The 23,033-nt window shown below is 69.7% G+C and carries 28 protein-coding genes; 16 read left to right on the forward strand and 12 right to left on the reverse strand.

Features of this window, described 5'->3' with window-relative positions; genetic code table 11:
- Positions 1-69: 69 nt before the first annotated feature.
- Positions 70-468, forward strand: coding sequence for a hypothetical protein (locus VFE82_RS19130; RefSeq protein ID WP_325001931.1), 399 nt, complete (start codon positions 70-72; stop codon positions 466-468).
- Here VFE82_RS19130 and VFE82_RS19135 read toward each other — a convergent pair.
- Complete coding sequence (locus VFE82_RS19135) at positions 458-1,510, reverse strand: NADP-dependent oxidoreductase (protein ID WP_325001932.1); 1,053 nt, start codon at positions 1,508-1,510, stop codon at positions 458-460. The two genes, VFE82_RS19130 and VFE82_RS19135, sit on opposite strands and share 11 nt — an antisense overlap.
- A gap of 152 nt (positions 1,511-1,662) precedes the next feature.
- Between VFE82_RS19135 and egtB the strand changes: the two genes are divergently transcribed.
- The 3 genes from egtB to VFE82_RS19150 all read left to right on the forward strand — a co-directional run bounded on the left by egtB (position 1,663) and on the right by VFE82_RS19150 (position 4,264).
- On the forward strand, positions 1,663-2,919 hold the full coding sequence (gene egtB / locus VFE82_RS19140; RefSeq protein ID WP_325001933.1) for an ergothioneine biosynthesis protein EgtB: 1,257 nt from the start codon (positions 1,663-1,665) through the stop codon (positions 2,917-2,919).
- Positions 2,920-2,985: 66 nt separating this feature from the next.
- The gene (gene egtD / locus VFE82_RS19145; protein WP_325001934.1) at positions 2,986-3,966 is read left to right on the forward strand and encodes an L-histidine N(alpha)-methyltransferase; all 981 of its coding nucleotides are present in this window, start codon (positions 2,986-2,988) and stop codon (positions 3,964-3,966) included.
- 16 nt (positions 3,967-3,982) lie between these two features.
- Positions 3,983-4,264 (forward strand): DUF427 domain-containing protein, encoded by a 282-nt coding sequence (locus VFE82_RS19150; protein WP_325001935.1) that lies wholly within the window; start codon positions 3,983-3,985, stop codon positions 4,262-4,264.
- 10 nt (positions 4,265-4,274) lie between these two features.
- Here VFE82_RS19150 and VFE82_RS19155 read toward each other — a convergent pair whose 3' ends face one another.
- Positions 4,275-4,742 (reverse strand): hemerythrin domain-containing protein, encoded by a 468-nt coding sequence (locus tag VFE82_RS19155; RefSeq protein WP_325001936.1) that lies wholly within the window; start codon positions 4,740-4,742, stop codon positions 4,275-4,277.
- 100 nt (positions 4,743-4,842) lie between these two features.
- Between VFE82_RS19155 and VFE82_RS19160 the strand changes: the two genes are divergently transcribed.
- Entirely contained in the window at positions 4,843-5,571 is a 729-nt protein-coding gene (locus VFE82_RS19160; protein ID WP_325001937.1) for a 2OG-Fe dioxygenase family protein, read from the forward strand.
- Between the two features lie 4 nt (positions 5,572-5,575).
- On the opposite strand, the gene VFE82_RS19165 is transcribed toward VFE82_RS19160, so the two are convergent.
- The 3 genes from VFE82_RS19165 to VFE82_RS19175 all read right to left on the reverse strand — a co-directional run bounded on the left by VFE82_RS19165 (position 5,576) and on the right by VFE82_RS19175 (position 7,716).
- Positions 5,576-6,340 carry an SDR family NAD(P)-dependent oxidoreductase gene (locus tag VFE82_RS19165; RefSeq protein ID WP_325001938.1) on the reverse strand — a complete coding sequence of 255 codons (765 nt, stop codon included), beginning with the start codon at positions 6,338-6,340 and terminating at the stop codon, positions 5,576-5,578.
- 20 nt (positions 6,341-6,360) lie between these two features.
- Complete coding sequence (locus tag VFE82_RS19170) at positions 6,361-6,930, reverse strand: intradiol ring-cleavage dioxygenase (RefSeq protein WP_414708787.1); 570 nt, start codon at positions 6,928-6,930, stop codon at positions 6,361-6,363.
- A 120-nt stretch (positions 6,931-7,050) separates the two neighbouring features.
- Positions 7,051-7,716: an RluA family pseudouridine synthase gene (locus tag VFE82_RS19175; RefSeq protein WP_325001939.1), complete on the reverse strand. Its 666-nt coding sequence runs from the start codon at positions 7,714-7,716 to the stop codon at positions 7,051-7,053.
- Here VFE82_RS19175 and VFE82_RS19180 point away from each other — a divergent pair.
- The 3 genes from VFE82_RS19180 (at position 7,715) to VFE82_RS19190 (ending at position 9,826) form a co-directional block, all read left to right on the forward strand.
- Entirely contained in the window at positions 7,715-8,083 is a 369-nt protein-coding gene (locus VFE82_RS19180) for a DMT family protein (protein ID WP_325001940.1), read from the forward strand. The two genes, VFE82_RS19175 and VFE82_RS19180, sit on opposite strands and share 2 nt — an antisense overlap.
- 69 nt (positions 8,084-8,152) lie before the next feature.
- Complete coding sequence (locus VFE82_RS19185; protein ID WP_325001941.1) at positions 8,153-8,800, forward strand: DUF47 domain-containing protein; 648 nt, start codon at positions 8,153-8,155, stop codon at positions 8,798-8,800.
- Between the two features lie 12 nt (positions 8,801-8,812).
- Complete coding sequence (locus tag VFE82_RS19190; protein WP_325001942.1) at positions 8,813-9,826, forward strand: inorganic phosphate transporter; 1,014 nt, start codon at positions 8,813-8,815, stop codon at positions 9,824-9,826.
- Between the two features lie 34 nt (positions 9,827-9,860).
- Here VFE82_RS19190 and VFE82_RS19195 read toward each other — a convergent pair whose 3' ends face one another.
- Positions 9,861-10,304 carry a hypothetical protein gene (locus VFE82_RS19195; RefSeq protein ID WP_325001943.1) on the reverse strand — a complete coding sequence of 148 codons (444 nt, stop codon included), beginning with the start codon at positions 10,302-10,304 and terminating at the stop codon, positions 9,861-9,863.
- Positions 10,301-10,828: a GNAT family N-acetyltransferase gene (locus VFE82_RS19200; RefSeq protein ID WP_325001944.1), complete on the reverse strand. Its 528-nt coding sequence runs from the start codon at positions 10,826-10,828 to the stop codon at positions 10,301-10,303. Before VFE82_RS19200 ends, VFE82_RS19195 begins: the two co-directional genes overlap by 4 nt.
- A gap of 130 nt (positions 10,829-10,958) precedes the next feature.
- Between VFE82_RS19200 and rpsP the strand changes: the two genes are divergently transcribed.
- From rpsP to VFE82_RS19230, 6 genes are all read left to right on the forward strand, one after another.
- Positions 10,959-11,222, forward strand: a complete 264-nt coding sequence (rpsP, locus tag VFE82_RS19205) for a 30S ribosomal protein S16 (protein ID WP_325001945.1) — start codon at positions 10,959-10,961, stop codon at positions 11,220-11,222.
- 4 nt (positions 11,223-11,226) lie between these two features.
- Positions 11,227-11,796, forward strand: coding sequence for a ribosome maturation factor RimM (gene rimM, locus VFE82_RS19210; protein WP_325001946.1), 570 nt, complete (start codon positions 11,227-11,229; stop codon positions 11,794-11,796).
- A 13-nt stretch (positions 11,797-11,809) separates the two neighbouring features.
- A complete protein-coding gene (trmD, locus tag VFE82_RS19215) occupies positions 11,810-12,577 on the forward strand; it encodes a tRNA (guanosine(37)-N1)-methyltransferase TrmD (RefSeq protein WP_325001947.1) in 768 nt (255 codons plus the stop codon).
- 158 nt (positions 12,578-12,735) lie between these two features.
- Positions 12,736-13,116, forward strand: a complete 381-nt coding sequence (rplS, locus tag VFE82_RS19220) for a 50S ribosomal protein L19 (protein WP_325001948.1) — start codon at positions 12,736-12,738, stop codon at positions 13,114-13,116.
- 71 nt (positions 13,117-13,187) lie between these two features.
- Positions 13,188-13,907, forward strand: coding sequence for a CoA pyrophosphatase (locus VFE82_RS19225; protein ID WP_325001949.1), 720 nt, complete (start codon positions 13,188-13,190; stop codon positions 13,905-13,907).
- A gap of 102 nt (positions 13,908-14,009) precedes the next feature.
- The gene (locus tag VFE82_RS19230) at positions 14,010-15,011 is read left to right on the forward strand and encodes a CobD/CbiB family protein (RefSeq protein WP_325001950.1); all 1,002 of its coding nucleotides are present in this window, start codon (positions 14,010-14,012) and stop codon (positions 15,009-15,011) included.
- A gap of 12 nt (positions 15,012-15,023) precedes the next feature.
- Here the strand turns inward: VFE82_RS19230 and rsgA are convergent, their stop codons facing one another.
- Genes rsgA through VFE82_RS19245 form a run of 3 tightly spaced genes read right to left on the reverse strand, consistent with a single transcriptional unit; the run spans position 15,024 to position 17,563 of the window.
- Positions 15,024-15,947: a ribosome small subunit-dependent GTPase A gene (rsgA, locus tag VFE82_RS19235; protein ID WP_325001951.1), complete on the reverse strand. Its 924-nt coding sequence runs from the start codon at positions 15,945-15,947 to the stop codon at positions 15,024-15,026.
- Positions 15,948-15,965: 18 nt separating this feature from the next.
- On the reverse strand, positions 15,966-16,298 hold the full coding sequence (locus VFE82_RS19240) for a 4a-hydroxytetrahydrobiopterin dehydratase (protein ID WP_325001952.1): 333 nt from the start codon (positions 16,296-16,298) through the stop codon (positions 15,966-15,968).
- Complete coding sequence (locus VFE82_RS19245; protein WP_325001953.1) at positions 16,295-17,563, reverse strand: M48 family metallopeptidase; 1,269 nt, start codon at positions 17,561-17,563, stop codon at positions 16,295-16,297. Before VFE82_RS19245 ends, VFE82_RS19240 begins: the two co-directional genes overlap by 4 nt.
- Positions 17,564-17,597: 34 nt before the next feature.
- On the opposite strand from VFE82_RS19245, the gene orn reads away from it, so the two are divergent.
- Together orn and VFE82_RS19255 are read left to right on the forward strand one after the other, a co-directional pair.
- Positions 17,598-18,185: an oligoribonuclease gene (gene orn / locus VFE82_RS19250; protein WP_325001954.1), complete on the forward strand. Its 588-nt coding sequence runs from the start codon at positions 17,598-17,600 to the stop codon at positions 18,183-18,185.
- A gap of 198 nt (positions 18,186-18,383) precedes the next feature.
- Complete coding sequence (locus VFE82_RS19255; protein ID WP_325001955.1) at positions 18,384-20,051, forward strand: DEAD/DEAH box helicase; 1,668 nt, start codon at positions 18,384-18,386, stop codon at positions 20,049-20,051.
- 6 nt (positions 20,052-20,057) lie between these two features.
- On the opposite strand, the gene VFE82_RS19260 is transcribed toward VFE82_RS19255, so the two are convergent.
- Both VFE82_RS19260 and VFE82_RS19265 read right to left on the reverse strand, forming a co-directional pair.
- Positions 20,058-21,293 carry a multidrug effflux MFS transporter gene (locus tag VFE82_RS19260; protein ID WP_325001956.1) on the reverse strand — a complete coding sequence of 412 codons (1,236 nt, stop codon included), beginning with the start codon at positions 21,291-21,293 and terminating at the stop codon, positions 20,058-20,060.
- 96 nt (positions 21,294-21,389) lie between these two features.
- Positions 21,390-21,662: a hypothetical protein gene (locus tag VFE82_RS19265; RefSeq protein ID WP_325001957.1), complete on the reverse strand. Its 273-nt coding sequence runs from the start codon at positions 21,660-21,662 to the stop codon at positions 21,390-21,392.
- Between the last annotated feature and the right edge of the window lie 1,371 nt (positions 21,663-23,033).

Below are 23,033 nucleotides of genomic sequence, written 5' to 3' on the forward strand. Positions count from 1 at the left end.
GATCGTCGCAGTGGTGACCGCGGCCGCACTGTCGGCGACCGTGGCCGTGAGTCTCACCCGGGGGACGCCGTGATCGCCCGGCTGTTCTCGGCCGCGGCGTGCGCCGCGCTCGCGGCCAATGCCGCGGCCGACGCCAGGTTCACGAACGTGACAGCGGGCGGCGTGCTGCGCCCGGGCGTGTACGGCCGCATCCAGGTGCGCGACGTGACGCCGCCCCTGATCCACGCCCGTCCGGTCGTGGCCGAGCGGCCGCTGGCGCACCCGCCGCGCGCGCCGGTGTACCTGTACGTGCCGGCCGGGCAGGTGCGCCGCTGGTCCCGGCACTGCCAGAAGTGGGACGCGTGCGACCGGCCGGTGTATTTCGTGCGCATGGATGCCAGCCCCGGTCGGCTGGGCGAATGGAAGAGGGCGCAGCGGCCGCCCTCGCCGCCGTCGGTGCTGCATGCGCTCAACCGGTTCACCCAGTGAGGGCGTCGTCCCGCGCGACCTGGAGCACCAGCTTGCCGAAGTTCGCGCCGGTGAACAGCCGGTTCAGGGCCTCCGGGAACTGCCCGATGCCCTGCACCACGTCCTCGCGGCTCTTCATGCGCCCGTCGCGCAGGTAGCCGGCCAGTTCGGCGATGGCCTGCGGGAAGCGGTCGGTGTAGTCGAACACCACCATGCCCTGCATCCGGGCGCGATGGACCAGCAGCGACAGGTAGTTGCGCGGCCCCTGCACGGGCGTTGTGTTGTTGTACTGGCTGATGGCGCCGCACAGCACGATGCGGGCGTGCATCGCCAGCCGCGCCAGCACCTCGTCCAGGATGTCGCCGCCCACGTTGTCGAAGTAGACGTCCACGCCCCGCGGGCAGTGCTCCTTCAGGGCCGCACGCACGTTGCCCGCCTTGTAGTCGATGCAGGCGTCGAAGCCGAGCTCGTTGACCACCCAGTCGCACTTGGCCCGGCCGCCCGCGATGCCGACCACGCGGCAGCCCTTGATCTTGGCGAGCTGGCCCACGGTCTGGCCGACGGCGCCGGCGGCGCCCGAGACCACCACCGTGTCGCCGGTGCGCGGCTGGCCGACGTCGAGCAATCCGAAGTATGCCGTCATGCCCGGCATGCCCAGCACGTTGAGCCACTGGCCGAGGCTGCCCAACCGCATGTCGATGCGTGCCAGACCGGTCTGCCGGGCCTGGGCCGCGGTGAAGGCCGCGTATTCCTGGACGCCGAGCACGCCGGTGACACGGTCGCCGGCGGCGAAGTCCGGATGCTCCGAGCCGATGACGCGCCCGATGCCGCCGGCCCGCATCACCTCGCCCAGCGCGACCGGTGCGATGTAGCTCTTGCCCTCGTTCATCCAGCCGCGCATCGCAGGATCCAGCGACAGCGCCAGGGTCTGCACCAGCACGCCACCGGCGGGCACCGGCGGAACCGGTTCCGTGGTCTCCTGCCAGTCGGCTGGCGTGGGCACCCCGACCGGGCGGCGGGCGAGGCGGAACTGGCGGTTGCTGCGGGGGCTGGTGTCGGTCATCTGCATCTCCTGGAGGCGCGAATCGTAGTCGCGCCACCAAGCCCCTGCGGTAGCGCCAGCGACAACGGCCGGGCCGGCCGCCGTGGCTGCCCGGCCCCATGATGTCCTCCCCAGCGCCCGGCAGCGCCGCCCAGCCACGAAGGAACTCCTCCATGCCAAGCCTTTCTTCCGCGCACCGGCTCGCGGTCCTGCCGCCCGATCGCGCCGCGGCCTCGATCCGCTATGCGCAGGTGCGGGCGCACAGCCTCGCGCTGGCCGCGCCGCTCTCGCCGGAGGACCAGTGCATCCAGTCGATGCCGGACGCCAGCCCGACCAAGTGGCACCTCGCGCACACGACCTGGTTCTTCGAGACGCTGGTGCTGCTGCCCAACGTGCCGCACTACCGGGTGTTCGATCCGGGCTATGCCCGGCTGTTCAACTCCTACTACGAGTCGCTGGGTCCCCGCCACCCCCGCCCGCAGCGCGGGCTGCTGACGCGGCCCCGGCTGGACGAGGTGCACGCGTACCGCGTGCACGTGGACGCCGCGCTGCAGGAGTTCATCGCCGGCGCCGGGGCCGATGCCTGGGCCGCGGCCGCCGCGCTGGTCGAGCTCGGCCTGCAACACGAGCAGCAGCACCAGGAGCTGATCGCCACCGACATCCTGCACGCGTTCTCGTGCAACCCGCTGCTGCCCGCCTGGCAGCCGCAGGAGCCGCCGTCCCTGCGGGTGGCCACTCCCGCGGCACCCTTGCGATGGCTGCGCCATCCCGGCGGCGTGGTCGAGGTGGGCCACGACGGGCAGGGGTTCGCGTTCGACAACGAGACGCCCCGGCACCAGGTGCTGCTGCAGCCGTACGAACTCGCCGACCGGCTGGTGACGTGCGGCGAGTACCTGGGCTTCATCGAGGATGGCGCCTATGGCCGGGCCAGCCTGTGGCTGTCCGACGGGTGGGCGGCGGTGCAGCAGCACGGGTGGGCCGCGCCCGCCGGCTGGCTGGCGCCGGACGATCCGCGCGCGCCTTCGGAGCACTGGCAGGTGTTCGGGCCGGCGGGCGTGCGCCGGCTGGATCCTGCGGCGCCCGTCACCCGGCTGAGCTTCTTCGAGGCCGCAGCCTATGCCGAATGGGCCGGCGCACGCCTGCCGACCGAGTTCGAGTGGGAGGCCATGTGGGACGCACCCGGCATCACGCAGATGACGGGCCATGCCTGGCAATGGACGCGCTCCTCGTACGACCCCTATCCGGGCTTCCGGCCGATGGCCGGCGCCGTCGGCGAGTACAACGGCAAGTTCATGGTCGGGCAGCTGGTGCTGCGCGGCGGCAGTGCCTTCACCCCGGCCGGGCATGCCCGCAAGACCTATCGCAACTTCTTTCCGCCGGCGGCCCGCTGGCAGTGGTCCGGCTTGCGGCTGGCGCGGGGATGCGCATGAGCCGCACCCCCCGGACCCCGCGGCCCCCTGCCCGCAACGCCCTCGACACCCCCTGGAGATGACCCGATGAGCCTAGGACTCGCGCGTGCCACCCGCGAAGCGGACCCGTCCGACACCCCCGAAACAGACGAGGCCGGCTTCCTGCAGGACCTGCAGCTGGCGCTGTCGGCGCCGCCGCACGGCATCTCGCCCAAGTACTTCTACGACGCGCAGGGTTCGCGGCTGTTCGACCGCATCTGCGAGCTGCCCGAGTACTACCCGACGCGCACCGAGCGTTCCATCCTGTCGGCGTTCGCGCAGGAGATCGCCGAGGAGGCCGGCACCCGCGGGGACCTGGTGGAGTTCGGCGCCGGTTCCTGCAGCAAGGTGCGCCTGCTGCTGGACGCGCTGCGGCCCCGGCGCTACCTGCCGATCGACATCTCGGCCGAGCACCTGGAGCAGTCGGCGGCCGAGCTGGAGCGCGAGCACCCGGGGCTGCTGGTGCTGCCGGTGGCGGCCGACTACACCGCCGGCGTGCGGCTGCCGCCACCGTTGCCGGGCGCGCCACGCATCGGCTTCTTTCCCGGCTCGACCATCGGCAACTTCACGCCCGCCGAGGCGTTGCGCTTCCTGCGCGGCGCCGCCCGGCTGCTGCGCGGCGGCGGGCTGCTGCTCGGGGCCGACCTGGTCAAGGACCCGGCGGTCCTGCATGCGGCGTACAACGACGCACAGGGCGTGACCGCGGCATTCAACCTGAACCTGCTGGCGCGCGCCAACCGCGAACTCGGGGCCGATTTCGAGCTGGAGCGTTTCTGGCACAGTGCGTTCTTCAACGCGGGCCAGCAGCGCATCGAGATGCACCTGGTCAGCCGGCAGCGGCAGCAGGTCGCGGTCGGCGGCGAGGTCTACGAACTCGCCGAAGGCCAGTCGCTGCACACCGAGAACTCGTACAAGTTCAGCATCGAGGGACTGCGCAGCCTTGCGCTGCAGGCGGGCTTCCGGCCCGGGCGGGTGTGGACCGACGAGCGTCGGCTGTTCAGCGTGCATTGGCTGCACGCGCCGCAGTGACGCGCAAGGACGAGCGATGAAAGCAACCTGGAATGGCGCGGTGATCGCGCAGAGCGACGACACCGTGCTGGTGGAAGGCAACCACTACTTCCCCGAGAGCGCCCTCGATCGGCGCTACGTGAGCTTCTCCAACCACCGGACCACCTGCCCCTGGAAGGGACAGGCCAGCTACTACTCGCTGCTGGTCGATGGCGAGCTCAATCCCGATGCCGCCTGGTACTACCCGGACCCCAAGCCCGAGGCCGAGATGGTGCGCGGCCGGGTGGCGTTCTGGAAGGGCGTGAAGATCGAGCCCTGATCGCGCAGGGCTAGCCGCAGCCGCCCGAGCCGCAGGTGGTGATCGGCGCCACGGACGCGCCGGGCCGGCCGGGACGGCCGGTGTGCAGGTCGTCGCCACCGTTGCGCAGGTGCAGCGCCAATGCCGCGTCCATGGTCTGCGCGTGCCGGGGGAACCAGAGCGCCAGCTCGTGCACCATCTCCCGCACGGGTTGCAGCTGCCCCTGGCGAGCCAGCCGGCTGCCCTCGCGCAGCACCTCGAGGACCACGCGGTGCTGCGTCGTGTGGCAGTTGACGGAGGCAAAGCCCGTCTCCCGCATCCAGGCATCCTCGCGCCCGAAGTGGTCTTCGGTGTGCCGCACCAGCGCGTCCCACGTGGCCGGCAGGAGCGCATCCGGGCTGGATTCGCAGCGTGCGAGCAGCTCGACGAACTCGCGGTGGGTGTCGTCCATCACGTCGAGGCCGAGCTCGAGGGCCTCGGACCAATGCAGTTGCGGCATGCGTGTCGTTCCTCCGGCCGCAAGCCTAGTGCCGGGCGTGTGCGCGCTCCTTGATCTGCATCAGCCCGGGAGGGGGCCGCGCAGCGATTAAGCTCGGCGGATGATCCTCGCTCCCGCCTATTCGCCGGCCCACGAGGCGGCGCAGCTGCTGCGCGACCGCGGCTATGCGGTGCTCGCCCCGGCCGGCGTGGCCGAGCTCGCCGGCTGCCCGCTGGCGCAGCTGCAGGCGCTGTCGGCCACCTGGAACGACCTGCCTCCGGACAACTACCTCAAGGACGGTGGCCGCTACCGGCGCCGCCGGCATTCCTGCTTCGTGCTGGACGGCGGACGCCTTGCGCAGGCGCCGCACCGCGCCCACTGGCAGCCGGTCGAATACAACGCGCTGCATGGCGGCATGCAGCGCTGGTTCGAACCGATGCGCTCGGACGTCGTCTCGGCTTCCGCGTGGACAGGCCTGCTGGCCGCACTCGGCCGGATCTCGTCGCGGCTGCGCGGGGAGCGCCCCTGGTTCATCGAGGCCCACCAGTTCCGCATCGACACCACCGATGGGATCGGCCGCCCGACCCCCGAGGGCGCCCACCGCGACGGCGTGGACCTGGTGGCGGTGTTCCTGGTCGCGCGCGAAGGCATCAAGGGCGGCGAGACCCGCGTCTTCGAAGCCGACGGCCCCGCCGGCCAGCGGTTCACCCTGACCGAGTCCTGGAGCCTGCTGCTGCTGGACGATGCGCGCGTCATCCACGAATCGACGCCGATCCAGCCGACCGCCGCCGGCGGGCACCGCGACACCCTGGTGCTGACGTACCGGGCCGGCGGATTCCAGGGCGACTGAGCGCTCAGGCGTCGCGCACGTCCGCAACCGGATTGCTGCCGAAGTCGGCGCGGGCGAGGTAGCGCAGCACCCGCGCCGCGGCGTCCTGCGGCGACGTGAGCATGCCCTTGTTCTTCAGGCCGGCGAAGTCGCCCACGTCGGGGAAGCGGCTCGCGTCCGCGCCACGCAGTTGCACCTGCATGTCGGTGTCGATCACGCCGGGCGCCAGCGAGCACACGCGCGCGCCATCCGGGCGCAGCGCCTCCTCCAGCGCGACGCAGCGGGTGAAGTGGTCCATGCCGGCCTTGGCTGCGCAATAGGCGGCTTGCGACGCCATGGCGCGGCGGCCCAGCCCCGAGGAGATGTTGAGCACCTTGCGCTGGCAGCGCCAGCCGGCGGTGGCGTGCAGGAATGCGGCCGTCAGCAGCATTGGCGCTTCCAGGTCCACCCGCATCGCTTCCGCGAGGTCGGCCGCGCCGATCTCGCCGATCGGGGCGATGGTCGGGATCAGGCCCGCGTTGTTGATCAGGGTGACGCCCGCCAGGCCATCCGCGCCGCGGGCCTGCAGCCAGGTTCCCAGCTTCGCCGCGGCCGTTTCGCCGCGGGCCAGATCCTGCGGCCATTGTTCGAGCGTGGCTCCGGCGGTGCGGGCGCGATCGGCCAGTGCCTCGTTCGGCTTGCGGGAAATGCACAGCAGCGCATGGCCGGCGTCCAGCAGCTGTTCGGCCATGGCCAGGCCCATGCCGCGCGACGCGCCGGTGAGGATGGTGAGTTGGGTGGGGTTGGTCATGGGCGCGATGGTAAGCGTGCTCAGGTGTCCACCACGATGGGGAAGCTGGCCTGCAGCCCGTCGGGAGCTGGCCGGAACGGCACGGTGAGCGCACGACGGTCGGCCGCCGACAGGCTGCGCCACAGGCCGTCGCGCGCGTTGCCTGGATCGCCTTCCACGTACAACTGGGTCGTCAGCAGTTCCCGGGAACCCTGCCGGACCTTCAGGTGGATGTGCGGCGTGCGGCCGCTGTAGGCCACCGGCCGCAGGGTGCGGAAGCGCCATGCTCCCTGGGCGTCCGCGGCCACGCGGCCGAAGCCCTGGAAGCGCGGGTCGGCGCGGCCACCGTCGCCGGGGTGGTGGTAGTGGCCGGCGTGGTCGCATTGCCAGATCTCGACCTGCGCGCCGGCCAGTGGCCGCCCCCGCAGGTCGGTGACCGTGCCGCCGACCCAGGCCGGCTGCCCTGGCGCGGCCAGCTGGTCGCCGTTGCGCAGCAGGTCGGCGTCGGCGTCCCGGGGCGGCTCGGTCGGATAGAACGGTCCTTCGGTCTGTGAAGGCGTGGGCCGGCGACCGGTCTGCTGGGCGCCGGCCGGCAGCAGCAAGGTCGGCAGGAAGACGAGGGCGGCGCCGGCGGCGCGGCGGGTGAGGGGGGCGGCGGCAGGCACGGTGCTCTCCCGGAGTGGAAGCGGGAGCCTAGCGCCGCGGCCCGTTCCCTGCGCCGCAAGGGGCGATCAGAACGGCGCCGGGCTGCGCCAGTGCATGGTCTCGCCGGTGTGCGGATGCGCCAGCTGCAGCTCGGCCGCGTGCAGCAGCAGCCTCGGTGCTGCGTCGGCCACCGGCGCCGGCGCATACAGGGCGTCGCCCACGATCGGGTGGCCGATCGCCAGCAGGTGCACGCGCAACTGGTGCGAGCGGCCGGTCACCGGCTCGAGTTCCAGCCGCGTCGTGCCGGGCACCGGGCCCGGCCCGAGCACCCGCCAGCGCGTCAGGCTCGGCCGTCCGTTGGCGCGGTCCACCTGCTGGCGCGGGCGGCGCGGCCAGTCGGCCGCCAGCGGCAGGTCGATCTCCGACCAGCCATCGGCCGCCGGCACGCCGGCCACCACGGCGACGTAGCGCTTGTGCACCTCGCGTTGCTCGAAGGCGCGCGACAGGCGCCGCTGCATGTCCGCGCCGCGTCCCATCAGGAACAGGCCGGACGTGGCCATGTCCAGCCGGTGCACGACCAGCGCGTCCGGGTACGCCGCCCGCAGCCGCGTCGCCAGGCAGTCCTGCTTGCCGTCGCCGCGGCCCGGCACCGAGAGCAGCCCGGCCGGCTTGTCAGCCACCAGGCATGCCGCGTCGGCATGCAGCACCCGCGCGGGCATCCCGGGTTGCAGGCCCATCGATAATTTCTGCATGACCGCGCTCACCGCCTTGCCTGTTTCCTGGCAGACCATCCTGCTGCTCGTCGCCTCCAACGTGTTCATGACCATGGCCTGGTACGGCCACCTGAAGAACCTGGCGACGGCGCCGTGGTATGTCGCCGCGCTGGTCAGCTGGGCCATCGCGCTGGCCGAGTACCTCCTGCAGGTACCCGCCAACCGCATCGGCTTCCAGCAGGCCGGCTTCAGCGTCGGCCAGCTCAAGATCATGCAGGAAGTGATCACGCTGGCGGTGTTCGTCCCGTTCGCCGTGTTCTACCTGCGCGAGCCTTTCAAGCTCGACTACGTCTGGGCGGCGCTGTGCATGGTGGGCGCGGTGTACTTCATGTTCCGCGGCGGCTGAACGGCCCGGGCCCGCGCGGGGCGGGCGTTACACTCGCCGGTCACCAATTTGTCACAGACGGGACCCCGCATGCTCTTTGGCAAGCTGCTGCCGCGCGAAGGCAACTTCTACGAGATGTTCAACCAGCACGCCGCGCGCATCGTCGAGGCAGCACATGCATTCCAGCAGCTGGTCGCCACCTACGACGACGCCCATCTGCGCGAGAAGTACAACCGCGACGTCGACAACGCCGAGCGGGCCGCCGACCGCGTCACGCACGAGGTGAACCGGCTGATCCACAAGACGTTCATCACGCCGATCGACCGCGACCAGATCCACACGCTGATCAACACCATGGACGATGTGGCGGACCTGATCCAGGATTCGGCCGAGACCATGGCGCTGTACGACGTGCGCCGGGTGAACGACGAGATCACCCGCCTGACCGAACTGTCGGTCAAGTGCTGCGAGCGCTTGAAGGAGGCCGTCTCCCTGATCGGCGGCCTGGCGAACGCGGCGACGGCCGAGGCCGCGCTCAAGACCTGCGAGGAGATCGACCGGCTCGAGTCCGATGCCGACCGCGTGATGCGTTCGGCGATGAGCCGGCTGTTCCGCGAGGAGCCCGACGTGCGGGAGGTGATCAAGCTCAAGGCCATCTACGAGCTGCTGGAGACCATCACCGACAAGTGCGAGGACGTGGCGAACGTCATCGAGGGCATCGTCCTCGAGCATTCCTGAGCGGGATCGCAGATGGAACCGGTGCAGGCCGCCCTCTGGGTGGTGATCATGCTGGTGGCGCTGGCCCTGGCATTCGACTTCATGAACGGCTTCCACGACGCGGCGAACTCCATCGCCACCGTCGTGTCGACCGGCGTGCTGCGCCCCGCGCAGGCCGTGCTGTTCGCCGCCTTCTTCAACTTCGTCGCGATCTTCGTCTTCCATCTGAGCGTGGCCGCGACCGTGGGCAAGGGCATCGTGGAGCCCGGCATCGTCGACACCCACGTGGTATTCGGTGCGTTGCTGGGCGCGACCACCTGGAACCTCATCACCTGGTACTACGGCATCCCCAGCAGCTCGTCGCACGCGCTGATCGGGGGGATCGTCGGGGCGGTGATCGCCAAGGCCGGCGCCGGATCGCTGATCAGCGGCGGCATCGTCAAGACGGTCGTCTTCATCTTCGTGTCGCCGCTGCTGGGTTTTCTGCTCGGCTCCCTCATGATGGTGCTGGTGGCCCACCTGTTCCGCCGGGTGCGGCCGTCGCGCATCGACCGCTGGTTCCGGCGGCTGCAGCTGGTGTCGGCCGGCGCGTACAGCCTGGGCCACGGCGGCAACGACGCGCAGAAGACCATCGGCATCATCTGGCTGCTGCTGATCGCCACCGGCTACGTGAACCCCGGCGAGGGCTCGCCGCCCGGCTGGGTCATCGTGGCGTGCTACATGGCGATCGGCGCCGGCACCATGTTCGGCGGCTGGCGCATCGTGCGGACGATGGGCCAGAAGATCACCAAGCTCAAGCCGGTCGGGGGCTTCTGCGCCGAGACCGGTGGGGCGCTCACGCTGTTCCTGGCCACGGCCCTGGGCATCCCGGTGTCCACCACCCACACCATCACGGGCGCGATCGTGGGCGTCGGCTCCACACAGCGTGCGAGCGCGGTGCGCTGGGGCGTGGCGGGCAACATCGTCTGGGCCTGGATCTTCACCATCCCCGCCAGCGCGTTCATGGCCGCCGTCGGCTACTGGCTGAGCCTGCAGCTGTTCCCGTGACCGGCGCCGGGCCCCGGGGCCGCCGCCCCGGCGCTCACTGCGAGATCCGCCGGCCTTCCTCGACCTGGTACTCGAAATAGCGCTGGAGGCTGTAGACGATGCTGGCCATCAGCACCGTCGTGCCGATCAGCAGCGACAGCACCACCGCGAACACCGTGGCCCAGCGGGTCACGCCCGCGGCCGACTGGGGCTGCGACGCGTTGTAGCGCCGGTTCCACTTCTCCGGGTCGGTCAGGCCATAGACGATGGCGGTCAGGGCGCAGCCGGCAATGGTGAACCCGAGCACCGGCACCAGCACCCAGCTGACATGGTCGTCCAGCCCGAACTCCTGGACCCGCTGGATGCCGTACAGCCCCAGCGCGGTCGGGATCGGCAGCAGCCAGCCCAGCGTGTCGCGCAGCCCGTGCAGGTAGAAGCGGTGCAGGCCCAGCGGGCCGCCGAGAAAGGCCAGCCAGGCGGCGAGCGTCTTGTTCTTCATGCCGCCTCGGGCGGGGTGCGGTCGCCGGCGCCGATCGCCTTTTCCATCAGCACGATGTCCAGCCAGCGGCCGAACTTCCAGCCGCACGAGGCGATGGTGCCCACCGGCGTGAACCCCAGGGCGCGGTGCACGCCGATGGAGCCGGCATTGCCCGAGTCGCCGATGACGGCGATGAGCTTGCGCACGCCGGCGGCCTGCGCCTGCTCGGTCAGCGCCGCGAGCAGTTGCCGGCCGACCCCGCGCCCCGCCGCGTCGGGATGCAGGTAGATCGAATCCTCGGCGGAGAACCGGTATGCCGGGCGCGGCTTGAACCACTGGCAGTACGCATAGCCCAGCACCTGCCCGTCCTGCTCGGCAACCAGCCACGGCAGGCCCTTGGCCAGCACGTCGGCGCGACGCGTGGTCATCTCGGCCAGCGTGGGCGGCGTGGTCTCGAAGGTGCCGGTGCCGTGCAGCACGTGGTGGCCGTAGATGGCCGTGATCGCGGGCAGGTCGGCGTCCGAGGCGGGGCGGATGAGGGGCATGGGCGGGTAGTCGCTATAATCGCGGGTTTTCCAGCGTGTCGCTGGCCGGGTGGCCGAGTCGCGTGTCTCAAACGCTGGGAGATCTTCTGAAGCCGCTGATGCAGGGGCTTCTCCACCCGAAGGATAAATCATGGTCGTCATTCGACTTTCCCGTGGCGGCGCCAAGAGCCGGCCGTTCTTCAACATCGTCGTGGCCGACAAGCGCGTGCGTCGCGACGGCCGCTTCATCGAGCGCCTGGGTTTCTACAACCCGATCGCCAAGGACAACGAGGAAAGCATCCGCATCGCCCAGGACCGCCTGACGTACTGGCGTGGCGTGGGCGCGCAGGCGTCCCCGACCGTCGAGCGTCTGCTCAAGCAGGCCGCCGCCAAGGCGCCCGCCGTCGCGGCGTAAGGCCGTGGCCATCCCCGGGCTCGAGCCGGCCGAGCTGCCGGCCGATGCGGTCGAAGTCGGGCGCATCCACGACGCCTGGGGCATCAAGGGCTGGTTCAAGGTCCTGCCCCACAGCGCTTCCCCGGAAGCGCTTTTTTCTTCCAAGCGCTGGTTCCTGCAGCCGTCCGAGAAGGCCGCCAAGCCACCGTTCACCGGCACGGTGCTGCTGCGCATCCGCGAGGCCAAGGAACACTCCGACAGCGTCGTGGCCTTCGCCCAGGAAGTGGACGACCGCAGCGCCGCCGAGGCGCTGAAGGGCTCCCGCGTCTTCATTCCGCGTTCCAGCTTTCCGACGGCCGGCGACGACGAGTACTACTGGGTCGACCTGATCGGCCTGGCGGTGTTCAACCGGGAGGGCCTGCACCTTGGCGATGTCCGCGACCTGATGGCGACCGGCCCCCAGACGGTGCTGGTGGTCGGCTACGACGAGGCTGGCAAACCGGCCGAGCGCATGATCCCGTTCGTCTCCGCCTATGTCGACCAGGTCGACCTCGCCGCCAGGCGCATCACCGTCGACTGGCAGCCCGACTACTGACGCGCGCGCAGCCATGCGGTTCGACGTCGTCACCCTGTTCCCCGAGCTGTTCACGCCCTTCCTCGAGAGCGGCGTGACCCGCCGCGCCTACGCCAGCGGCCAGGTCGAGGTGCGGCTGTGGAACCTGCGCGACCATGCAGAAGGCAACTACCGCCGGGTGGACGATCGACCGTTCGGTGGCGGCCCGGGGATGGTGATGATGGCGCAGCCGCTGGCCCGCTGCGTGGCGGCCATCCGGGCCGAACGGCCCCGGCCGGGCCCGGTGGTGCTGTTCTCGCCCACCGGCGAGCGGCTCGACCATGCCGGCGTGGCGCGCTGGTCCGCGGGCGAGGGCGCCATCCTGCTGTGCGGCCGCTACGAAGGCATCGACCAGCGGTTCGTCGAGGCGCACGTCGACGTGCAACTGAGCCTGGGCGACTTCGTCCTCTCGGGCGGGGAGATCCCGGCCATGGCCCTGCTGGACGCCGTGGCCCGGTTGCAGCCGGGCGTCCTGAACGAAGCGGGCAGCCACGAAGCGGACAGCTTCAACCCCGCCATCGACGGCTTGCTGGACTGTCCGCACTACACCCGCCCGGAGGACTGGGAGGGTCGGCGGGTGCCCGCCGAACTGCTGTCCGGCCACCACCTGCAGATCGAGCGCTGGCGTCGCGATCGCCGGCTGGAAGCCACGGCCCGGCTGCGCCCGGACCTGATCGCGGCGGCGCGGGCGGCCGGTCGCCTGGACCGTCAGGACGAAGCCTTCCTCGCACGGCTGGCGCCCGCTTGCGCCGCCGGGCTATAATCTTCGGCTTTCCGATCCTCTGCCCGGCACCGGGGATGCGCGCGCAGCGCCAGACCCCGAAGAACCAGAGCGAGCCACCGGCTTGCCCAGGTTCCGGCACCTTCCAGGCGCCGACCTCCATCAACCCCACGCGCGGGCACGATCACGATAGGACCGTCATGAACCTGATCCAGACCCTCGAGCAAGAGGAAATCGCCCGCCTGGGCAAGAAGATCCCCGAGTTCGCCCCCGGCGACACGGTGATCGTCAGCGTCAACGTCGTCGAAGGCAACCGCAAGCGCGTGCAGGCCTACGAAGGCGTGGTGATCGCCAAGCGCAACCGCGGCCTCAACAGCGGCTTCACGGTCCGCAAGATCTCCAGCGGCGAAGGTGTCGAGCGCACCTTCCAGACCTACAGCCCGCTGATCGCCGGCATCGAGGTCAAGCGCCGCGGCGACGTGCGCCGCGCCAAGCTGTACTACCTGCGCGACCGCAGCGGCAAGTCGGCGCGCATCAAGGAAAAGCTGGCCCACGGCACCCGCACGGCTGCCGCCCAGTAAGCTCGCTTTCCCCGCTGACGAGCCGCCGCCGGCCACCAGGCCCGCGGCGGCTTTGTCGTTGGAACGGACCCATGCCGATCGATCCCTCCGCGCCATTGCCGCCCGACCTCGTGCCCTTGTCGAAGCTCCCGAACTTCGATCCGCGCGAGGTGCCCGTGATCGGCATCGACGCCCATCTCCCCGCCGTCGCACCGGAGCAGCTGCGGCCCGACGTGATCCGCGAGCGGTTCCGGTCGTCCCGCCCGTGGCAGCCGGAGATCTGGGCGGAGTACCGCTTCACCGACCGGCAACCGGCGCACGCGTCCGTGCTCGTGCCCATCGTCCAGCGCGACGAACCCTGGGTCCTGCTGACGGAACGCACGACGCACCTGTCCACCCATTCCGGCCAGATCGCCTTTCCCGGCGGCAAGCGCGACGACACCGACCGCGACGCCGCGCACACGGCGCTGCGCGAGGCAAACGAGGAGATCGGCCTGGACCCGGCTGAGGTCGAGGTCGTCGGCCAGATGCCGACCTACGTCACGGGGACGCGGTTCATCATCACCCCGGTGGTCGCCCTGGTGCGGCCCGACGCTGCGCTGGAGCTCAATCCGGATGAGGTCGCCGACGCCTTCGAGGTGCCGCTGCGGTTCCTGATGGATCCCGCCAACCACCGGCGCCATGCCATCGACGCCGGTGGCGTGCGCCGGGAATGGTTCTCCATGCCCTACACGGCGGGCGGCACCGAGCGCTTCATCTGGGGGGCGACGGCGGCCATGCTGCGCAACTTCTACCGGTTCCTGTCCGCCTGAGGCCGTGGCCGGCCCCTCGGCGGCCGGTATCATCGGCCGCATGAGCCGAGCGGCGTCCCACGATCCGGCACCCACCGCGCACCCGGTGCGGGGGGACTGCTGATGTCCTTCTTCGCCATCCTCTTCGCCCTGCTGATCGAGCAGGTGCGGCCTCTGGCGCGCCACAACACCATCCATGCCGGCCTGCGCGCCTGGGTCCGCTGGGCCAGCCGCAATTTCGATGCGGGCAGGCCGCAGCACGGCTGGATCGCGTGGACCGTCGCCACCGTCGTGCCGGCACTGGCGGCGCTCGGCATCCATTGGGCGCTGCTGCTGGGGATTGGCTGGCCGGCCGCGGTGGTGTGGAGCGTGGCCGTGCTGTACGTGACGCTCGGCTTCCGCCAGTTCAGCCACCATTTCACGGCGATCCGCGACGCGCTCGATGCCGGCGAGGAGGACCGGGCGCGCGAACTGCTCGCCCAGTGGCAGCAGGTGGATGCGTCCGAGCTGCCCCGGCGCGAGATCGTGCGGCACGTGATCGAGTACTCGGTCCTCGCGGCGCACCGCCACGTCTTTGGCGTGCTGGCCTGGTTCTCGATCCTGGCCGCATTCGGGCTGGGGCCAGCCGGTGCGGTGCTCTACCGCATGAGCGAGTTCGTGACCCGCTACTGGCGCGACCGTGGCGCGGCGGCAGCGCAGCCCGTGAGCGAGGCCGCGCAGTCGGCAGCCACCCGCGCCTGGGCGGTGATCGACTGGTTGCCGGCGCGCGTGACTGCCGTGGCGTTTGCGGTGGTCGGCAGCTTCGAGGAGGCGATCGACTGCTGGCGCAACCATGCGCAGCGATTCCCCAACGACAACGATGGCGTCGTGCTCGCAGCCACCTCGGGCGCCGTCAATGTCCGCCTCGGCGGTGGGGCCCTGCGGTCCGCCTTCGCCCATGGCGGCGGCCCCCAGGCGTTCGGTGCCACCCTGCCGGGAGGCCTGCTGGAGGCGGACAGTGAGAGCACGCCAGGGCGGGAGGCCGAACCCGCCCACCTGCGCAGCATCGTCGGCCTGGTCTGGCGCTCGGTGGTGCTCTGGATGGTGCTGCTGGCCCTGTTGACGCTTGCCCGGCTGCTGGGCTGACCGGCCGCCAGGTCAGTAGCGCGGCGGCTGGCTCAGTTCTTCGTACAGGTCGCCGTAGATGCGGTACCGGTTGGCGGTGATGGGGTGGGGCGCATCCGCATGTGCGACGGCCGCCAGCACCGCGCAGCCGGGCTCGTGCCGGTGGGTGCAGTTGTAGAACCGGCACTGGCCCAGGTGCGGCCGCAGGTCACGCATCAGCCCGGCCAGCTGCGCCGGCTCGATGTGGTGCAGGCCGAATTCCTGGAAACCCGGCGAATCGATCAGTGCGGTCGTGCGTTGCGCATCCACCCAGTACCAGGTCGTGCTGGTCGTCGTGTGCTTGCCTGAATTCAGCGCGCGCGAGATCTCGCCCGTCTGTGCCAGTGCGCCCGGCACCAGCAGGTTGATGAGGGTGCTCTTGCCGGCACCTGAGGGGCCCAGCACCAGCGTCGTCTTGCCTTCCAGCTGCCCGAGCAGGTGCCGGCGATCAACCTCCCCCGACAGGCGCAGCGACAACGGCAACACGCCGTAGCCCATCTGCTGGTAGGGCAGGAGGCGGCCCCAGGCCCGCTCGAACGGCTCGACCAGGTCGCTCTTGTTGAGGGCGATGATCGGCGTGATCCGCTCGGCCTCGGCGGCGATCAACGCCCGTGCAAGCTGGTGCTCCGAGAACTCGGGCTCGGCGGCGATGAGGATCAGAACCTGGTCGAGGTTCGCGGCGAAGGACTTGGTGCGGATCTCGTCCTGCCGGTAGAACAGGTTGCGGCGCTGCTCCACTTTCTCGATGGTGCCCTCGTCGTGTGACTGCTGCCACTGGACGCGGTCGCCGACGACGGCCTGCGTCTTCTTGCCGCGCGGGTGGCAGATGCGGCGCTCGCCATCGGGTGTCTCGACGACGCAATGGCGCCCGAAACTGGCGACCACCACGCCCGCCGACAGGCCGGCACGGTCAGCCAAGGCGCGTCATCCCGTGCATCAGGCCACCAGGGCGTCGACCAAGGTCGCGCATTCGAAGTCGGTCTCCGACAGGCCTTGCACGGCATGCGTGTTGAAGCGCACCACGCAGCGTGCGTGGTGCACGGACAGGTCGGGGTGATGGTCCTGGCGGTGGGCGATGAAGGCCACCGCGTTCACGAATGCCAGGGTCTCGTGGTAGTCGGCGAACCGGAAGGTCTTCTCGATGGCCACGTCCGGGCCGTCCCCGGTGAGCTGCCAGCCGGCCACGGTGCCCAGCCGGGTGACCACCTCGGTCGGCCCGAGCGCCCGGCGGGCGACGCCGGACCAATCCTTGCGCGCCAGCGTGCTCACGCGGCGGCTCCCCCGGCCATCCGGGCCAGCCGCTCCGATGCCGGCGGGTGCGAGTAGTAGAACTTGACGAACAGCGGATCGGGCGTGAGCGTGGACGCGTTGTCCTCGTACAGCTTGAGCAGGGCCGTGCGCAGGTCGTCCCGCCCGGTCTGGGCGACGGCGAACGCGTCCGCCTGGAACTCGTGGCGGCGCGACAGCTGGGCCATGAGCGGCGAGACGAAGAAGGTGAACACCGGCACGACCAGGAGGAAGAGCAGGAGGGCCAGCGCATCGTTCGGCCCCTGCAGGTTCGGGCCGACCCCGAGGCCGACGTAGAACCAGGGCTGGACCGACAGGTAGCCCAGCAGCGCGAAGCCGACCAGGCTGAAGGCGAACAGGCCGACGATGCGCTTGAGGATGTGCTTGTGGCGGAAGTGGCCGAGCTCGTGCGCCAGCACGGCGTCGACCTCGGCCGGCGAGAGCTTGGCCAGCAAGGTGTCGAAGAACACCACGCGCTTGGCGGCGCCGAAGCCGGTGAAGTAGGCATTGGCGTGGGCGGAGCGCTTGCTGCCGTCCATGACGAACAGGCCCTTGGCCGCAAAGCCGCACCGCTGCATCAAGGCGGTGACCCGCGCGCGCAGCGCCTCGTCCTCGAGCGGACGGAACTTGTTGAACAGCGGCGCGATGACGGTCGGAAACAGGACCAGCAGCAGCAGGTTCAGCGCCATCCAGGCGCCCCAGGCCCAGAGCCACCACAGCGGGCCGGCGGTGCCCATCAGCCAGAGGATCAGCCACGCGATCGGCAGGCCGAGCACCGCGCTGAGGAGCAGGCCCTTGGCCATGTCGGCCAGCCAGAGCCGGGCCGTCATCTTGTTGAATCCGAACCGCTCTTCCACCACGAAGATCTGGTACAGCGTGAAAGGCAGATCGAGCAGGCCGCCGATCACCGCGAAGCAGGCGAGCAGCGCCAGCTGCTGGGTCATGCCGGGACCGAGCGCCGCGAGCAGCGCCTGGTTCAGCGAGTGCAGCCCGCCGAGCAGCGTCCAGCCCAGCAGGACCGCGGCGCCGAACGCCGACTCGAACAGCCCGAGCCGCCCCTTGGCCACGGTGTAGTCGGCAGCTTTCCAATGCGCGGCCAGTGACACCGTCGCCGCGAACGCCGAGGGGACCTGGTCGCGGTGGCGCGCCACGTGGCGCATCTGGCGCGTGGCCAGCCAGAACTTCAGGCCGAGTCCGGCCAGCAGCGCGGCAGCGAACGCGAGGGTCCAGAGCGAGGACAGAGGCATGCAACGAGTTTAGGCCATCGGCGACAATCCCCGGATGACAGAGAGCATTGCCGCGGACCCGGTCGCCACGCTGGGGAAGAACGACCAGAACCTCGTCTGGCTCGATTGCGAGATGACCGGCCTGGACCCCGAGGTCGACCGCATCATCGAGATCGCGGTGGTGGTCACGGGGCCGATGCTGGAGCCGCGGGTGGAGGGACCGGTGTTTGCCATCCACCAGAGCGATGAGCAGCTGGACAAGATGGACGCCTGGAACAAGGGAACCCACGGGCGCAGCGGCCTGACGGACCGCGTGAAGGCTTCCACCATCAGCGAGGCCCAGGCCGAGGATGCACTCCTGCAGTTCCTGGCCGCCTACGTGCCCAAGGGCGTGAGCCCTCTGTGCGGCAACACCATCGGCCAGGACCGGCGGTTCCTGGTGAAGTACATGCCCCGGCTGGAGGCGTTCTTCCACTACCGAAACCTCGATGTCAGCACGCTCAAGGAGCTTGCCCGGCGCTGGCGACCGGAGGTGTACAGCGGCTTCAAGAAGCGGCAGGCCCACACGGCGCTGGCCGATGTCCAGGAATCGATCGACGAGCTCGTGCATTACCGGGAACACTTCCTGCGCCTGGGGGCTTGAGAGGTTGGTGAAAACCCGAAGGTGTGCGACAATCGTGGGCTTCGCGGCGCACACGTGCCGCAATCCCCGCATCTCCCTTCATGCACAGGCTCGCTGAATGAGCCACCGGCGCCCTGCGCCGGATCTGTCGTCTGATGGTTGATGTTTCTTAACCATTGACGACGACCACGCCCTCCGGGCTCGGTCGCTGAAAGCTCCATGACCGACACGTTCGACGTGCAGGGCGACTTCGCGCCTGCTCTTTCTTCCGACATCGACACTTCCGCCCCCGCGCTGCCCAACGGCTTCGTGCAACTGGGCCTCGCACCCGAGCTGGTGCATGCGGTGGCCGACCTCGGCTACACCCAACCGACCGCCGTGCAGGCGCAGGCGATTCCGCGCGCACTGCCCACCGGCGATGGCGGCGCGGCCGCGTTCATCGACCTGATGGTCTCGAGCCAGACCGGCAGTGGCAAGACCGCCGCCTTCCTGCTGCCCGTGCTGCACACGCTGATCCAGCTGCAGCGCCAGGCCGAGGACAGCGAGCGGGCCGAGCAGCAGCGCCTGGCCGACGAGGCCGCCGCGCGTGGCGAGGCGCCGCCCAAGCGCAAGCGCCGCAACCCGACCGATCCGCGCAATTTCAAGGCTGCCACGCCTGGTGCGCTGATCCTGTGCCCGACGCGCGAACTCGCGCAACAGGTGGCACACGATGCGATCGACCTGGTCAAGCATTGCCAGGGCCTGCGCATCGCCAACGTGGTCGGTGGCATGCCGTACCAGTTGCAGATCGCCCGCCTGCAGAACGCGAACTTGGTGGTGGCCACGCCCGGCCGCCTGCTGGACCTGCAGCGCTCCTCGCAGATCAAGCTGGACCAGGTGCGCTTCCTCGTCGTGGATGAGGCCGACCGGATGCTGGACCTGGGCTTCGCCGACGACCTGGCCGAGATCAACCAGCTGACCGTGCAGCGCCAGCAGACCATGATGTTCAGCGCGACTTTCGCGCCGCGCATCCAGCAGCTGGCCACCCGCGTGATGCGCCAGCCGCAGCGGATCCAGATCGACACCCCGCAGGAGAAGCACGCCAACATCCGGCAGGTGCTGTTCTGGGCGGACAACCCGCAGCACAAGCGCGCACTGCTCGACCACTGGCTTCGCGACACGACCATCGACCAGGCCATCGTCTTCGCGTCGACGCAGATCGAGTGCGACGGCCTGGCGGCGGATCTGCAGCAGGAAGGTTTCTCGGCCGTGGCGCTCCACGGCGCGCTGAGCCAGGGCCTGCGCAATCGCCGCCTGATGGCACTTCGCAACGGGCAGGTGCAGATCCTGGTGGCCACCGACGTCGCGGCTCGCGGCATCGACGTGCCCACCATCACGCACGTCTTCAACTTCGGCCTGCCGATGAAGAGCGAGGACTACACCCACCGCATCGGCCGCACCGGGCGCGCCGGCCGTGATGGCCTCGCCGTCACCTTCGCCGAGTTTCGCGACCGCTTCAAGATCTTCGACATCGAAGGCTTCACCAAGCAGCCGTTCACGGCCGAAGTGGTGCCCGGCCTGGAGCCGCAGCAGCGCGCGCCGCGCCCGCCCCAGCAAGGCTTTGCTGGCCGTGGTCAAGGGCGTGGTGCCGGGGCGCCGCGCGGTGGCTTCGGCAAGCGGCCGGCCGGAGAATACGGCCGCAAGCCGGGTTTCGGCGATTTCGGCGGCCAGCGGGACTTCTCTGCCGGGCGGCGTGAGCCGGGTGGAAGCCAGGGCGACTTCGGCGGTCGCGACGATCGCCGCGGCGCAACGCCGTGGGAGAAGCCGGCCCAGGGCTTTGGCAAGCCCGCGGGCAAGGTGTTCGTGCCGCGCGAGGCGAAGAAGCGCGCCTACAAGCCGGCGCGCTGATCCGGCTCAGGCATGCGCTGTCGCATGCCTGCCGATCTCGGGCCAGCGTCGGTGGACGTAGATCCACGCGACCAGCCCGACCCCCATCATCAGCAACGACGCCAGCGCCAGGCTGCGCGTCGAGTGCATCACCAGTGGCGAGATCACGCCAGCCACCAGGCCATTGGCCGTGGAGCCGATCACCGCCTGCAGCGATGAGGCCAGCCCTCGCCGGTCCGGGGTGAGGTCCAGCACCAGCAGCGTGACGACCGGCACCATGAGCGACCAGCCGAAGCCGAACACCGCGATCGGCAGCAGTGCCCACGCCGCGTGGGCGGGCAGCAGCAGGTTGGCCACCACGTTCACGATCGACACCCCCAGCATCACCACGAATCCGTGTCGGATCTGCCTCTTGGGCGGGATGCGTCCGGCCAGGCGTCCGCTCGTCCAGGCGCCGCCCATGATGCCGGCGATGGTGAGCACGAAGAACCAGAAGAACTGCGTCGGCGCGAGGCCGAGATGCGTGCCCAGAAACTCCGGGGCGGACAGCACGTAGAGGAACATCCCGTTGAATGGGACGCCGCTGGCGAGCGCCAGCAGGAGAAAGCGGGGGCTCGAGCCGAGCGCCCAGTAGCCCTGCATCAGGTTGCGCACCCGGAACGGCTGGCGGTGATCCTGGTGCAGCGTCTCCGGCAGCAGGCGGAAATTGGCCACCCACAGCGCCACGCCGACCAGCGTGAGGAACCAGAAGATGGCGTGCCAGCCTGCATGCACGAAGAGCCACCCCCCGATGATCGGAGCCACGGCCGGCGCGACGCCGAAGTAGATGGTGACCTGGCTCATCACCTTCTGCGCCTGGGCTGGTGGGAACATGTCGCGGATGACGGCACGCGAGACCACGATGCCGGCGCCGGTCGACAGTCCCTGAAGACCGCGGAAGAAGACCAGCTGCCCGATGGTCTGCGACAGTGCACATCCTGCGGACGCGATCGTGAACACGGCGATTCCGCAGAGCACGACCGGACGGCGGCCGAAGCTGTCCGACAGCGCGCCGTGGAAGAGGTTCATGAATGCGAAGCCGAACAGGTACGCGGAGAGCGTCTGCTGCATCTGGACCGGCGTCGCGCCGATCGCCCGGGCGATCCCGGAAAACGCCGGGATGTAGGTGTCGATGGAAAACGGCCCCAGCATGCCGAGCACGGCCAGGAGGACCGCGAGCGCCCAGGGCGGCGCCCGCCACAGCGTTGCGGCGTCCGGATTCATGGAGAGTCGTGGAGTGGGCGGGACCGCGCTGAGGCGGGAAGGAAGAGGGCGCAGGTCGTCATTGCGACCCGCATGGTAGCGGGCGAGACGCCTGGCTCAGGCCCCCGCCGCGGCGTTCTCCGCGCCCTTGCGCTCCAGGCGCGGCCCCGATGGTGCGGGCACCTCGGGGTCGAAGAAGGACTTGTCGAGGTGCCGGCTGAAGCGCGTGAACCAGCAATCGCGGGGATAGAAGGCGGTGCCGCGTGGGCCGCTCACGCGGACCAGTCCGTCCGGCTGCACCACGGCGGTGAAGCCGTCCGGGTCGCGTCCGCTGGCGCGAAGCAGATTGCCAAGCAGCTGGCGTTCGTTGTGGCTGATGTCTTGGTTCACGCGGCAATGATCGCAAGCAGTGAGCCTGGACGGTAGGCGCCGGAGTGGGCACACCGTGTAGGACGCGGCGTACGCGCGTTCGAGTTGCCGCTTCGTCGCACGCGCCTCGCCAGCGTCGTCCTACGTCATCCGTTCGCGGGCGGATTGATCATGGTGAACCACATGCTCGCGCATACGATGGACACCACGCTCTTGGACGCAACGAAGGTTGACGGTCATGGCGCCTGAAGATGCCGGGCTCGTGGGGACCCCGTACTTCTGGGTGGGCGTCGCGGCCGCCGTCGTCGCCTGGCTGGCGCTGATGGCACTGCTCTGGTTGTAGTTCCGCGGGTCGTCGGTGCGCGAGGCGCTCCGCATCCAGTCTGGCTGTCTACTTTGAACATGCTCTGATACACGGCAAGTTCAGGGGGAACCACTAGGGTCGCAACTCACGAAGGCTGACGCACGCACGCACGCACGCACGCACGCACGCACGCACGCACGCACGCACGCACGCACGCACGCACGCACGCACGCACGCACGCACGCACGCGCGCACGCGCGCACGCACGCGCGCGCGCGCGCGCTCCTGCGGCGCGCCGCCAAGGTCAGTCAAGCGCTTCGGAGTCGAATCCGGAAAACAGAGTTCGTAACTCGACGGTGCAGCAGCGCGCTGCTCTGCAGCGAGAGGCACTGACCTCCACCCAGCCGCGCACCAGCGGAAGGGCTTGCGCCTCCTCGGGTCACGATCGACCTGAAGGCGAATGGGCTCGGCTGGCAGAGCAGGAGGAGCAATGTGCAGACACCTCGCAAGGAGCAATGTTTGGGGGCCACAGGGCTTCGTGGTCCAAACGACCCCGATCCCCTAAGGTTGACGGGAGCCTTCGCTTCGGCTGATAATCGCGGGCTTCGCTGATCGCAGCGGGTTTGCGGGTACATGAAGGTGCCGCCGATCTCATTTCACGAAAAGTGTTGACGGATCGGCTCAAGCGGCAGATAATCGAGGGCTTCGCTGATCGCAGCACGGCACGCGGGCAACTCAAAAGTTGCCGATCTGATCAAAAAAGTGTTGACAGATCGTGCTGTTGAAGTAGATAATCGAAGGCTTCGCTGATCGCGGCGAAGGCGGTGCGAGGCGAAAGCCGAGCGGATCTGATCAAAAAAACGTTGACAGATCGAACCGCAGCAAGATAGAATAGAGGGCTTCGCTGATCGCAGCAAGCAAACAAAGCAAGGCGGCAACGCTAAGCCGAGTTGACAGGTTCGTTAACAACATACAGCCGATAAGCGTGGGCGTTTGACTGGCGATTGCCAAGTTCTTCGGAACTGGGTCCGCAAGGACCTACAAACGCTCATGAGAAGAGAAGTGAAGTTCACTTCAATTCCGTTTTA

Origin of the sequence: Ramlibacter sp. (assembly GCF_035655895.1) — a bacterium.
In the GTDB taxonomy this organism is placed as follows: Bacteria; Pseudomonadota; Gammaproteobacteria; order Burkholderiales; family Burkholderiaceae_C; genus Ramlibacter.